Here is an 11,383-nt window from a genome sequence, read left to right on the forward strand (position 1 = left end):
ATCGCCGGGGCCTCCTACGACTGTGGATAGGCCGGGCAGGCGGCTCCTGCCTGGTAACCCACGAGGATTCGTCAGGCTGGCCCCGGCCCGCAACCGCTCACGCGAGCGGCCACCTCATACCGTCTGATCGGGGTATAGGGTCCGGCGGCGGGCCGGGGCGAGCGGAATCGCCCCGGCCCGCTCGCTGTGCGCGGTGCATCGCCGACGGCGGCGCGGACGTAGCGGATCCGAAGCCCACCGCGTGCAAGACGCTTCGCGAAGCTCGGGATCGCGGAAGAAAGCGTGTCCGGTGTTGCCGGCGTGGTGACGTGCGATGATGACTGTGTGCACGGCCGTGACCTGCAGTCCTGCCGAAAGTGGCGACGACACGAACGCTTCCGCATTTCCTAGGCTGCGGAGAAGACCCCCGCCGCGCAGAGACGGGTGCGAGGACCTGGCCTCCCAGGCGTTGTCGGTGGTGCTGAGCCGGGCAGTACCGCTTACAGCCTCCGGTGCATGCCGAGCACGTACTGGGCCTGTCCCAGGTGCGCCGTGCAGTCGCCGATCACGCTCACCAGCCGCACGGCCACGGTCACAGGCGGGTCCCACGCGCGGTCCACGACCCTGTCGAGCTCGTCCGCGGTGAGCGAGTCGAGGTAGCGGAGGGTCGCGGCGTGCACGTCGGCGTGGTAGCCGTCGAGCAGTTTCCCGCCCACGCGCACCTGGCCCACCTGCTCGGCCGACTGCCCGTAGCCGGTCGCCTCCGGCGGGAACGGCAGGCCGAAACGCTCTGCCCACGAACTCCCCGCGGCGTCCGGGCCTCCGCCGGACGCCGTCCACGCCTGCGGGGTTCCGGCGGCGTCGGCCACGTGATCGTCTTGCACGCGGGTGAGATGCCAGAGCAACCATGCGACGCTGTTGGCCGCCGGATCGGGACGCCAGGCGGCGGCGTCCGCCGTCAGCCCGTCGCTCAGTGCGGCGACCTGCGCGCGGATGCGGCCGAACGAGTCGGCGAGCAGGGTGCGTGCGTGCGTAGCGGAGTCGGTGGAGCCGGGCTCGGACATGCCGTCGGTCCTTCCTCGTGGTGCACGTGCGCGAGTGCGCACGCGGGCGGGTGCGCGTGCGGGCCCCGCTGCCGACGGTACGCGCGTGCTACGGCGCGGCGTGCTCGATGAGCCCGGCGAGGGTGCGCAGTCCGCGGTCGGCGTCGTCGGGGGAGGCGTGGCTGAAGTTCAGCCGCATCGTGCCGGCCACCGGGTCGCCCGGGTAGAACTCCTCGCCGGGCATGAAGGCGACCTGTGCGTCGATCGCGTCGGCCAGCAGCCGCCGGGTGTCGAGACGGTCGTGCAGGCGCAGCCAGAAGAACAGCCCGCCCGCCGGCGTCCGCCACAGCTCGAGCGGCGCAGAGAGCAGTCGGCGTACGAAGGCGTGGGCCGCCGATCGGTCGGTGGTAGGGCCGCGAGGCGGCCGGACGTCACTTCCGCGGGGAGTTGCCGGCCACGCCGGGAGCGGTGCCGCGCGGACGCTGCGCCGTGTGCACATGCGGGGCGGGGGTGCGCGGCCGGTCGTCCGACTCGCGCGTCAGCACCCGGCTCTCCTGCTTCCTGCCGCGCGGCAGGTTGTTGGCCAGGAAGTATTCGAGGCTGTCGTCGAGCACGTCCAGCCACGGCTCGTGCAGCGCGGGCGCCAGGGTGCCGGTGAGCGTGGATCGGTAGCTGCGATTGCGGTAGCCCATGATGTCGGCCTGTTTGTCGTCGTGCCACTGCTTGAACAGCTCGCCCTGGCGTTCCACGTGGAACTCGGGGTAGTCGGTGAACGACAGCAGGTCGCGGATGTAGGCGGCCTGGAAGTCGATCTCCTGTTCGTGCCCGTCCAGCGCGCACTCGCGCTCGAACCACGCGTCCACGTCGGCGGCCTGGGCGTCGGCGTCGGGCAGGGCGACGGTGCGGGCGATGACCTCCCGCGCGAACCACGCCTGCGCGTCGAACATGTTGAAGGTGAAGTACTGGTCCTGCATGCCCAGGAACAGCAGCTTCGGGTTGGCCAGCGAGACCACGCCCTTGTACATCCCGCGCGGGTACAGCCGGTTGCGGGTGCGCAGGCCCAGCTCGTCGGGCAGGAAGGGGAAGTGGTGCTGGTAGCCGGTGCACATGACGACGGCGTCGACGTCCTCGCTGGTGCCGTCGGCGAAGTGCGCCGTCTTGCCGTCGAGTCGCTGCAGCAGCGGCACCTCGTCGAAACGCTCGGGCCAGTCGTAGCCGGTGGGGGCGCTGCGGTAGCTGATGAGCACGCGGGCGGCGCCGTACTTGTAGCACTGGCTGCCGATGTCCTCCGCCGAGTAGCTACTGCCGATCAACAGCACCCGCTTGCCTTCGAACTCCACCGCGTCACGGAAGTCGTGCGCGTGCAGCACGCGGCCCGGGAACGACTCGACGCCGGGGAAGTGCGGCACGTTGGGCGTGGAGAAGTGGCCGGTGGCGGTGACGACGTAGTCGAACTCCTCCGACTCCAGCCGGCTGTCGTCGTGGTTCATCACGGTCACGGTGAACCGGCCGGTGTCCTCCGAGTACTCGACCCAGCGCACGGCGTGGTTGAACTTGATGTACTTGCGCGCGTCCGACCGCTCCAGGCGGCCCATGATGTAGTCGCGCAGCACGGCGCGCGGCGGGTACGAGGGGATCGGGCGGCCGAAGTGCTCCTCGAACGAGTAGTCGGCGAACTCCAGGCACTCCTTGGGCCCGTTGGACCACAGGTAGCGGTACATGCTGCCGTGCACCGGCTCGCCGTGCTCGTCCAGGCCGGTGCGCCAGGTGTAGTTCCACATGCCGCCCAGGTCGGACTGCTTTTCGTAGCACACGATCTCGGGGATGGGACGTCCTGCGCGGCGGGCCGATTCGAAAGCCCGGAGCTGTGCGAGGCCGGAGGGGCCAGCACCCAGAATCGCGATCCTCGGCGTCGATGTGCTCTGCGTCAAGTGTCTCTCCTCAGTTATCGGCCAACCCGATAACCTTTATCATGATCCTGCGCAAAAGGCTCATCCGGTGAGAACGGCCACCGGCGTCCCGTCAGCGGGTGATACCGGTATGCCCCAGGCTGTAGCGGCCCGGCTGCGGCCACACTGCGAGCCCGTGCGGGCCGTCGCCCACGGGGATCTTCGTGATCAGATGCCCGTCGGAGGTGTCGAGCACGTACACCGCGTCGTCGTAGCGCCCGGAGAGCCACAGCTGTGTGCCGGCGGCGTTGAGTCCGCCCATGTCCGGGCTGCCACCGCCGGGGATGTGCCACTTGGTGATGGGTTCGCCGGTGTAGGCGTCGAGCACGCTCACGCTGCCCTCGCCGCGGTTGGTGACGAACATGCGCTGGGCGTCGCGGGTGAGGTAGATGCCGTGCGCGCACTGCCCGGTGGGGATGAACCGCTCGACCTTGGTGGCGGCGCCATCGACCACCCAGACCCCGTCCGCGTCGCAGTCGGCCACGAAGTACTTCGAGGCGTCGGGCGCGAGCTTGATGTCCTGCGGTCCCATGTGCTTGTTGCGGGTCGGCATGTCGATGACGCGCTCGAGCCGGTGGCTCAGCACGTCCACCACCGCCACACGCCCCGCGAACTCGCAGGTGAACAGGGCTGTCTTCCCGTCGGCGGAGAAGTCGGCGTGGTCGATGCCGCTGCACTCCGGCGTGGGGGTGGTGTCCTCGACCTCCCAGGTGTGCGGGTCGTACCAGACGAGTTCCTTGCGGGCCTCCGCCACCGAGATCGCGTACGCGCCGTCCGGCGTGAAGTACATGTTGTACGGGTCGATCACGGGGAACGTCTCACCCGGCGTGCCCGTGTTCGGGTCGAACGGCGTCGCATGGTTGCCGGTGTCGTCGATGGCGTACAGCGTCTTCATGTCGTACGACGGCACCACGTGCTGCAACTCGCCGCTGAGCTGGTACTTCCCGACCACCTCGAAGGTGTTCTGGTCGATCACCCACACGTCGCTGCTGTCGTTGTGCGGCACATACACCAGCGGCCTCGCCTGCTGCGCCGTGTCGGAGAGCATGCCGGCGCCCGCCTCGGAGTAGATGTTGTGCGGGTCGGTCACCGGCGGCATGCCGGGCAGGGCGTCCGGGTCGACCGGCGGGGTGGTGCTGGTGGGAGGAGCGAGTGTGGGCGAAGTGGCCGTCCCGGCGCTTCCGGAGACCTCGGCCCCGGCGGAGTCGGCGACGTCGCTGCTGGAACAGCCCGCCGCGACGAGGGCCGCCGCCGCCAGGACCGCGCCGACCCTGACCGCCGTCCTGCGCGGGCGTGTGCGTTCCGGTCGGTGGCCCGATCGCATCGTGTGTCCTTTCGGTTCCGTGCGGTGTCCTTTCGGTTCCGTGCAGTGGTCGGGTCCGCTCACCGCAGTAGCTCGGTGCCCGTCACCCCTGTCAGCCCGTGCGCGCCGAGATCCTCCAGTACCACCGGCAGCGCGGCCACAGTGTTGCTGCGCCCCAGGTGCCGACTGTTGACGCTGCCGGCGGTGGCCTGCGCGACTGCGGCGCGGATGGTCCCGGTGGAGGTGCCCTTCCAGTCGGCCGAGTCGACGTCGTAGTTGAGAGTGCGCGGTAGTTGAGGATGCGCGGTGGTTGAGGATGCGCGGTGGTCGAGGATGCGCGGCAACCCGCGCGCCCGGCCTGTGCGCACTCCTCATCGGTGGCGTACGGGCCGTCGGACTGCCGGAAGAGCACGCCGAGGCCCATGTGGGGGCTGCGGCGGCTGCGGCGCGGCGCTACCGGGGCGCCATGCGCAGTGCGCCGTCGAGCCGGATGGTCTCGCCGTTGAGGTAATCGTGTTCGACGATCATGCCCGCGAGCTGGGCGTATTCATCGGGCCGGGCGAGTCGTTTGGGGAAGGGGACGCCCTCGGCGAGGCCGGCCCGGAACTCCTCGGCCACCCCGGCGAGCATGGGGGTGTCGACGATGCCGGGCGCGATGGTGTTGACGCGGATGCCCTGCTGGGCCAGGTCACGTGCGGCGGGGACCGTCATCCCCGCGACCCCGCCCTTGGAGGCCGAGTACGCGATCTGGCCGATCTGCCCCTCGAACGCTGCGACGGAGGCGGTGTTGACGACCACGCCGCGCTGGCCGGACTCGTCCACGGGCTCGGTCTTGGCGATGGCGTCGGCCGCGAGGCGCATGACATTGAACGTGCCCAGCAGGTTGACCGTGATCACGGTGCGGAACAACTCGAGGTCGTGCGGGCCGTTCTTGGACAGGATGCGCCCGGCCCACCCGACCCCGGCGCAGTTGACGACGATGCGCAGCGGGGCGCCGGAGCCGACTGCCTGCGCCACCGCAGCCGTGACCTGGGCCTCGTCGGTGACGTCGGCCGGAACGAGCGTGACGCCGGCGGGGACGTCGGCGCCTGCGCGGTCGATCGACGCCTGCAGGTCGACGCCGAACACCTCGGCGCCCTTGTCCGCCAGCAGCTTCGCGGTGGCCGCGCCGAGTCCCGATGCGCCGCCGGTGACGATGGCCGAGGTTCCTGCGATGTCCATGCTGCACTCCTGTTCACGCGCTGTGCCTGTTCAGACTCTGCGTCGGCGAAGGGATCCTGGACCCTGCGCCCCTCGAACGATAGCCGTTGCGCGTGCATGGCAGGCCGCATCGCGGCGACGCGCGTCGCGATGCGGCCTGCAGCAGGTCAGAAGGAGTCGGACAGGTCGGCGGCGATGTCCCAGAACGTGTCCGACAGGTCGTGGGACCCCGCTGCCCACAGAAAGTCGGAAAGTACCCAGAACGGCTCGGCCAGGGACGTGTTGGCGAGGTCGGTGATGGATCCCATGACAGCTCCTCAATCGAATGAATATCTGATACAGAGCATATCGTGAGTAATCCGATGCGTCTATACGACGAGTGTGATGAAGAACGCCGCCCCGCAGCCGTGTGGCTGCGGGGCGGCGTCGATGTGCGTGGCGCCCGGTCCGTGCGGCCCGGGCCCGTGCGCGCGGCCGGACTCAGGCCGGGACGATCAGGCCCTTGGTCTGGGTGCGGGCGCGGTCGAAGCGGCCGGCGGCGTCGGCCCAGTTGACGACGTTCCACCACGCCTTGACGTAGTCGCCCTTGACGTTCTTGTACTGCAGGTAGAACGCGTGCTCCCACATGTCGAGCATGACGATGGGGATGATGCCGGCGCTGATGTTGTTGTTCTGGTCCTCGAGCTGCTCGAGCACCAGGTTGCCGCCGATCTGGTCGTACGCCAGCACGGCCCAGCCGGAGCCCTGGATGCTGTTGGCCACGGCGGTGAAGTGGGTCTGGAACTTGTCGAACGAGCCGAACTGCTCGTCGATCGCGGCGGCCAGCTCGCCCTCGGGCTTGTCGCCGCCGTCCGGAGACATGTTGTTCCAGAAGATCGAGTGGTTGGTGTGGCCGCCGAGGTGGAAGGCCAGGTTGCGCGACAGCAGCGGGGCCTTGGCACCGATGGTCCCGTCCTCGCGGGCCTCGGCCATCGCCTTCAGCGCACCGTTGGCGCCGGTGACGTAGCCGGCGTGGTGCTTGTCGTGGTGGATCTGCATGATCTCACCGGAGATGTGCGGCTCCAGCGCGCTGTAGTCGTACGGGAGTTCCGGAAGGGTGTACTCAGCCACGATCATCCTTTCTGGGGGCGGGCGGGCCGCGCAGATGCACGCGGTCCGGTCCGGTCCGACCTTGATCTGTCCGTACCCCACCTTTGTGGATGCAAACATTTTCTGCAATAGCGGTGGTCAGCAGGCGGTCCGCGGCGGATCGTGCGCCCTGGGCGGCGGCGTAGGCTCGCGTCATGGCGATGTTCGATCAGCTCTCACAGATGATGGCGCGCAGGTCGGCGATGGTGGACGAGGCGTCGGCCCTGCCGGGCCGCGACGAGACGATGCCGGTGCCCGAGCGGCACGCGGTGACAGGGGCGCCGATGCTCCCGCCGTACCCGGAGGGCATGGAGACGGCGGTGTTCGGCCTGGGCTGCTTCTGGGGCGTCGAGCGTGAGTTCTGGCAGACGGAGGGCGTGTACGTGACGGCCTCCGGATATGCGGGCGGCTTCACGCCCAACCCCACCTACGAGGAGGTGTGCTCGGGCCGCACCGGGCACGCCGAGGCGGTGCAGGTGGTGTTCGACCCGGCCGTCGTCGCCTATCGCGACCTGATCCGGATGTTCTGGGAGAACCACGACCCCACCCAGGGCATGCGCCAGGGCAACGACGTGGGCACCCAGTACCGGTCGATCATCCTCACCGTGGGCGACGCGCAGGCCGCCGCGGCCGCGGAGACGGGCGCAGCTTTCGAGAGGTCCCTCGCCGAGGCCGGTTACGGCGCCCTGACCACCGAGATCGCCCCGCTCGAGACCACCCGCGCCGGGAACTTCTACTTCGCGGAACCCGTGCACCAGCAGTACCTGGCGAAGAACCCGAACGGCTACTGCCCCATCCACGCCACCGGGGTGCGCTGCGGGGCCTGACGCCGCGCGCGCCCGCGCGGCGGGCGATTGCCGGATGCCGTACCGTCGCGTCACAAGTATCCGAGCGGTGCCGGTGGAGCCTGAGGAGTGACGGTGGGGCAGATCAGTATCAAGGCAGTGGCGGCGGCGCCGTTGGCGGTGGGGTTCTCCTTCGTAGACGACTACCGCACGGTTCCGCAGTGGATGTTCGGGGTCACCGAGTTCATGCCGCTGGGGGAGCAGGAGAACGGCCTGGGCGCCGAGTACGCGGCGACGATGGTGCTCGGGCCCAAGACGCTGCGCTCCAAGGTGCGGGTGACCGAATGGGAGCAGGACTCGCTCATCACGCTCGAATCGTACGAGGGCATCCGCAACTCGTCCTCGTGGCACTTCACCCGGGTCGACGATGCGCACACCGAGCTGTCCGTCGTGTTCACCTACGACTTCGGCGGCGGGCTGGCAGGCAAGGCGCTCGCCAAGATCGTCGAGCCGTTCGTGCAGGCGGCCGTGGCGCAGACGGAGAAAGACCTGCGCCGCCTCGTCGAACAGCACTATCTTGCATTGCAAGAGGGCTGAACCGCGACCGCACGCAGGTCGCGCCGCGTCGAGGGGAGGACGGCCGTGCGCCGAGGAACGATGATGCTGGCGTCGGCGGTCGTGCTCGTCGGGGCGCTGCTGACCGGGGGCGCGGCGTCGGCGACGCCCCCGGCGGCCCTGCCCGACGGATCGGCGGCCTCCGCGGCGGCGATCCCGCCGCAGTTCGCGCGGGTCCTGGCGGGCCAGCACGTGATCTACTCCTACCCCGGCCCCACCCCGCCGCCGGCGCTGTTCGACGCGGTGCGCGCGGGCGAGGCCGCGGGCGTCATCTTCTTCTCCGACAACATCGTCTCGCTCGACCAGATCCGCGGCGTGGCGCAGGAGCTGCAGGCTGCGGCGATGGCGAGTCCGATCCCGGTGCCGCTGCTGCTGCTCACCGACCAGGAGGGCGGCCAGGTGCGCCGGCTCCGGCTTCCCGGCGCGGACGGTCCGGCCGCCTCCGCGTCGCGGGTGGGCGCGGCGGCCGATCCCTCCGCGGCGGGCGCGCGCACCGGCCACGAGGCGGCGTCGGCGCTGCGTAGCGCCGGGATGAACGGCAACCTGGCGCCGGTGCTCGGGGTGCACCGGGCGCCGGGGGACTTCCTCGATGCGTTCGGGCGCTCCTACAGCTCCGACCCCGCGGTGGTCGCGGCCGCGGCGGGCGCGTTCATTGGGGCCCAGCAGGCGGACGGCGTCGCGGCGACCGCCAAGCACTTCCCCGGGCTCGGTGCTGCGCCCGCGGGGGCGAACACCGATGAGGAGCCGGTGACGATCCCGCTGGACTCCGGGACCCTGCGCAACGTCGACGAGGCGCCGTACCGGGCCGCGATCGCCGCGGGCGTCGACATGATCATGCCGTCGTGGGCGGTGTATCCCGCGCTGGACTCGGGCGTACCGGCCGGGTTGTCGTCGGCGATCCTGCGCGGGGACCTGCGCGGAAACCTCGGATACCAGGGCGTCATCATCAGCGACGCCATCGAGGCGGGCGCCCTGGCGGCCTTCGGCGACGCCGGCGACCGCAGCGTGGCCGCACTGGCCGCGGGGCAGGACCTGGCACTGTGCTCGGCGCGCGACGCGGGACAAGGCGCGCAGGCCACCGGCGACCTCGCCGCCGCGATCACCGGCGGACGGTTGAACCTCGGCGACGTGCTGGCGTCGACGGAGCGTGTGCTGGAGCTGCGCCTGTCGCTGCGGTGAGGAGGGGCGGCCGCATGACGCTCACGGCGGCTGCGGCATGACCTCTCAACGCAGCTGCGGCATCACCTTGTCCGCCACCAGTTCGAGGTGGTCGAGGTCGGTGAGGTCGAGTGTCTGCAGGTACATGCGGCCGGACCCCAGCTCGGCGTAGCGCCCGATCTTCTCGACCAGCTCGTCCGGGGTGCCGGCCAGGCCGTTCTCCCGCAGCTCGTCCACGTCGCGGCCGATGGCGGCGGCGCGGCGGGCGATCTGGGCCTCGTCGCGCCCGCAGCACAGCACCATGGCGTTGGAGAAGGTGAGCTCGGAAGTGGCGCGCCCGATCTCCTCGCACGCTGCGCGCACCCGGGCGAACGCCGCGGCCGTCGTCCCGGTGTCGACGAAGGGGATGTTGAACTCGTCGGCGTATCGGGCGGCGAGGGCCGGCGTGCGCTTTCTACCCATGCCGCCCATGATGATCGGCGGGTGCGGGCGCTGCGCGGGCTTCGGCAGCGCGGGAGAGTCGGTGATCGGGTAGTGGTGTCCGGGCAGGGTCAGATTCTGGCCCTCGGGGGTGTCCCAGAGCCCGGTGATCACGCCGAGCGACTCCTCGAGCCGGTCGAAACGCTCGCCCAGCGGAGGGAACGGAATGCCATACGCGGCGTGCTCCTCCGCGTACCAGCCCGCGCCGAAGCCCAGTTCCACGCGTCCGCCGCTCATCGCATCCACCTGGGCGACGGAGATCGCCAGCGGCCCCGGATACCGGAAGGTGGCCGAGGTGACGAGGGTCCCCAGCCGGATGCGGGAGGTTTCGCGCGCCAGGCCGGCCAGCGTGATCCACGCGTCGGTGGGGCCGGGCCGCCCGTCGACGTTCATGGGCAGGTAGTGGTCGGAGCGGAAGAACGCGCCGAAACCCAGGTCCTCGGCGGCCCGGGCGACGGCGAGCAGATCATCGTAGGTGGCGCCCTGCTGGGGCTCGGTGAACACGCGCAGTTCCATGGTGGCGACTCTGCCAGCTGGACGGCGTTCGGGGGCCGGGCCGCAGCCTGTGGACAACTGTGGACCACGTAATCCACACCCTGTGGACGCGGTGGTGGAAAACCTGGTCACACGCGGTCGGGTATCCCCAGATTGGGGATAAGTCTGTGCAAACTGTGGACAACGGGGTGGAAAACGTGTGCCGAGTCACAGAGTGTGGGCGGCTCGATTGTGAATTGTCCGCGGTTCGGAACCGTCCGTCGGGCCGGTCGGGGTGCGTACGGCGTGCAGGCTGCGACAATGGGGCCCGTGATCTATGAGCATGCGATTTTGAACGTCGGGGATTCCGGGGCCGGATTCGAGGCCGCGTTCGCGAAGGCGAAGCAGCTGATCGCGCGGACGGACGGGTTCCGGCGCATCACGATGTCGCGCTGCCACGAAACGCCCGGCCGCTACCTGATGCTGGTCGAGTGGGACAGTGTGGCCGCGCATCTGAAGAACTTCCGCGGGTCGGCCGATTTCGAGCAGTGGCGCGCGCTGATGAACCCCTTCTACACCGCGCCGCCGACGGTCGAGCACTTCACGCCGTTCGACGGGGCCGACGCGCCGGGACCGGTTGTCGGCGCACCGGACGCGTGACAGGATCGGCGAGGTGACAGACCCTTTCGAAACCGTCGTGGCGGCCGAGCTTCCGGACCGGTTCGACGACGCAACCGTGCTGCTGGACGTGCGGGAACAGGACGAGTGGGACCAGGGCCACGCGAAGGGTGCCGTGCACATGCCGCTGGGCGAGGTGTCCGAACGGCTCGACGAGGTGGACCCGGACGCGGAGGTGTACGTGGTGTGCCGGCAGGGCGGACGGGCCGTGCGGGTGTGCCAGTTCCTCAACCAGTACGGACGCGACGTGATCTTCGTGCGCGACGGGATGGTGGGCTGGCAGCAGTCGGGCCGGCCCACCGTGGCTGCGGACGGCGACGAGGGCAGCGTCTATTGAGCATGCCCGTGTTGTGTCAGCAGTGCACGCGCTGCGGGACGTTGTGGCCCGTCGCGGTGGGCGATGCCGGGCCGGTGCCCGCGCGCTGGTGCCCGCACTGCCAGGGCGACCTGTCGCGGCCGTTCACACCCGCGCCGCAGCAGCAGCAGCCGCTGCCCCCGCGGCGCCAGGTCCCGCAGCGTCAGGTCCCGCCGCGGCCAGTCGTCTCCGGCACCGCCGCGACGCGCCTGCAGCGCGCAGGCGCTCCGTCGCCG

General features: G+C 70.3%; 14 protein-coding genes and 1 pseudogene. 6 read left to right on the forward strand and 9 right to left on the reverse strand.

All coding sequences use genetic code 11. The annotated features are described in order from the left end of the window. Positions 1-479: 479 nt before the first annotated feature. From JJ683_RS17645 to JJ683_RS17680, 8 genes are all read right to left on the reverse strand, one after another. The gene (locus tag JJ683_RS17645) at positions 480-1,043 is read right to left on the reverse strand and encodes a mycothiol transferase (protein WP_200176039.1); all 564 of its coding nucleotides are present in this window, start codon (positions 1,041-1,043) and stop codon (positions 480-482) included. 88 nt (positions 1,044-1,131) lie between these two features. Further along, positions 1,132-1,521, reverse strand: coding sequence for a hypothetical protein (locus tag JJ683_RS17650; RefSeq protein WP_200176041.1), 390 nt, complete (start codon positions 1,519-1,521; stop codon positions 1,132-1,134). Then, positions 1,454-2,953, reverse strand: coding sequence for a trimethylamine monooxygenase (locus JJ683_RS17655; RefSeq protein ID WP_207280354.1), 1,500 nt, complete (start codon positions 2,951-2,953; stop codon positions 1,454-1,456). The genes JJ683_RS17650 and JJ683_RS17655 overlap by 68 nt, the downstream gene beginning before the upstream one ends. 91 nt (positions 2,954-3,044) lie before the next feature. Next, on the reverse strand, positions 3,045-4,295 hold the full coding sequence (locus tag JJ683_RS17660; RefSeq protein ID WP_200176043.1) for a YncE family protein: 1,251 nt from the start codon (positions 4,293-4,295) through the stop codon (positions 3,045-3,047). Positions 4,296-4,354: 59 nt separating this feature from the next. Continuing rightward, positions 4,355-4,642: a polysaccharide deacetylase family protein gene (locus JJ683_RS17665; RefSeq protein ID WP_200176046.1), complete on the reverse strand. Its 288-nt coding sequence runs from the start codon at positions 4,640-4,642 to the stop codon at positions 4,355-4,357. An 85-nt stretch (positions 4,643-4,727) separates the two neighbouring features. Then, a complete protein-coding gene (locus JJ683_RS17670; RefSeq protein WP_200176053.1) occupies positions 4,728-5,495 on the reverse strand; it encodes an SDR family NAD(P)-dependent oxidoreductase in 768 nt (255 codons plus the stop codon). 146 nt (positions 5,496-5,641) lie between these two features. Next, positions 5,642-5,782, reverse strand: a complete 141-nt coding sequence (locus JJ683_RS17675; protein WP_200176055.1) for a hypothetical protein — start codon at positions 5,780-5,782, stop codon at positions 5,642-5,644. 172 nt (positions 5,783-5,954) lie between these two features. Beyond that, positions 5,955-6,584 carry a superoxide dismutase gene (locus tag JJ683_RS17680; protein ID WP_182348903.1) on the reverse strand — a complete coding sequence of 210 codons (630 nt, stop codon included), beginning with the start codon at positions 6,582-6,584 and terminating at the stop codon, positions 5,955-5,957. A gap of 173 nt (positions 6,585-6,757) precedes the next feature. Between JJ683_RS17680 and msrA the strand changes: the two genes are divergently transcribed. The 3 genes from msrA (at position 6,758) to JJ683_RS17695 (ending at position 9,181) form a co-directional block, all read left to right on the forward strand. Beyond that, positions 6,758-7,429 (forward strand): peptide-methionine (S)-S-oxide reductase MsrA, encoded by a 672-nt coding sequence (gene msrA, locus JJ683_RS17685; RefSeq protein ID WP_200176058.1) that lies wholly within the window; start codon positions 6,758-6,760, stop codon positions 7,427-7,429. A gap of 93 nt (positions 7,430-7,522) precedes the next feature. Beyond that, positions 7,523-7,984, forward strand: a complete 462-nt coding sequence (locus JJ683_RS17690; protein WP_200176060.1) for an SRPBCC family protein — start codon at positions 7,523-7,525, stop codon at positions 7,982-7,984. Positions 7,985-8,044: 60 nt separating this feature from the next. Further along, on the forward strand, positions 8,045-9,181 hold the full coding sequence (locus JJ683_RS17695) for a glycoside hydrolase family 3 N-terminal domain-containing protein (protein ID WP_200176062.1): 1,137 nt from the start codon (positions 8,045-8,047) through the stop codon (positions 9,179-9,181). Between the two features lie 45 nt (positions 9,182-9,226). Here JJ683_RS17695 and JJ683_RS17700 read toward each other — a convergent pair whose 3' ends face one another. After that, positions 9,227-10,156 carry an LLM class F420-dependent oxidoreductase gene (locus JJ683_RS17700; RefSeq protein WP_200176064.1) on the reverse strand — a complete coding sequence of 310 codons (930 nt, stop codon included), beginning with the start codon at positions 10,154-10,156 and terminating at the stop codon, positions 9,227-9,229. Between the two features lie 279 nt (positions 10,157-10,435). Here JJ683_RS17700 and JJ683_RS17705 point away from each other — a divergent pair, with 279 nt between their 5' ends. The 3 genes and pseudogenes from JJ683_RS17705 to JJ683_RS18765 all read left to right on the forward strand — a co-directional run. Continuing rightward, on the forward strand, positions 10,436-10,774 hold the full coding sequence (locus JJ683_RS17705) for an antibiotic biosynthesis monooxygenase family protein (protein ID WP_200176066.1): 339 nt from the start codon (positions 10,436-10,438) through the stop codon (positions 10,772-10,774). Positions 10,775-10,787: 13 nt separating this feature from the next. Next, a complete protein-coding gene (locus tag JJ683_RS17710; protein ID WP_200176068.1) occupies positions 10,788-11,129 on the forward strand; it encodes a rhodanese-like domain-containing protein in 342 nt (113 codons plus the stop codon). Positions 11,130-11,137: 8 nt separating this feature from the next. Further along, positions 11,138-11,383 (forward strand): annotated as a pseudogene (locus JJ683_RS18765) (hypothetical protein); the annotation flags it as partial.

Source organism: Tomitella cavernea, assembly GCF_016599145.1.
Taxonomy (GTDB): domain Bacteria; phylum Actinomycetota; class Actinomycetes; order Mycobacteriales; family Mycobacteriaceae; genus Tomitella; species Tomitella cavernae.

Excerpts from the sequence above, each read along its gene's own strand:
- JJ683_RS17660 (WP_200176043.1), bottom strand. The coding sequence starts at position 4,295 with ATGCGATCGGGCCACCGACCGGAACGCACACGCCCGCGCAGGACGGCG.
- JJ683_RS17695 (WP_200176062.1), top strand. The coding sequence starts at position 8,045 with ATGATGCTGGCGTCGGCGGTCGTGCTCGTCGGGGCGCTGCTGACCGGG.
- JJ683_RS17650 (WP_200176041.1), bottom strand. The coding sequence starts at position 1,521 with ATGTGCACACGGCGCAGCGTCCGCGCGGCACCGCTCCCGGCGTGGCCG.
- JJ683_RS17645 (WP_200176039.1), bottom strand. The coding sequence starts at position 1,043 with ATGTCCGAGCCCGGCTCCACCGACTCCGCTACGCACGCACGCACCCTG.
- JJ683_RS17700 (WP_200176064.1), bottom strand. The coding sequence starts at position 10,156 with ATGGAACTGCGCGTGTTCACCGAGCCCCAGCAGGGCGCCACCTACGAT.
- JJ683_RS17705 (WP_200176066.1), top strand. The coding sequence starts at position 10,436 with ATGGGGCCCGTGATCTATGAGCATGCGATTTTGAACGTCGGGGATTCC.
- msrA (WP_200176058.1), top strand. The coding sequence starts at position 6,758 with ATGGCGATGTTCGATCAGCTCTCACAGATGATGGCGCGCAGGTCGGCG.
- JJ683_RS17670 (WP_200176053.1), bottom strand. The coding sequence starts at position 5,495 with ATGGACATCGCAGGAACCTCGGCCATCGTCACCGGCGGCGCATCGGGA.
- JJ683_RS17675 (WP_200176055.1), bottom strand. The coding sequence starts at position 5,782 with ATGGGATCCATCACCGACCTCGCCAACACGTCCCTGGCCGAGCCGTTC.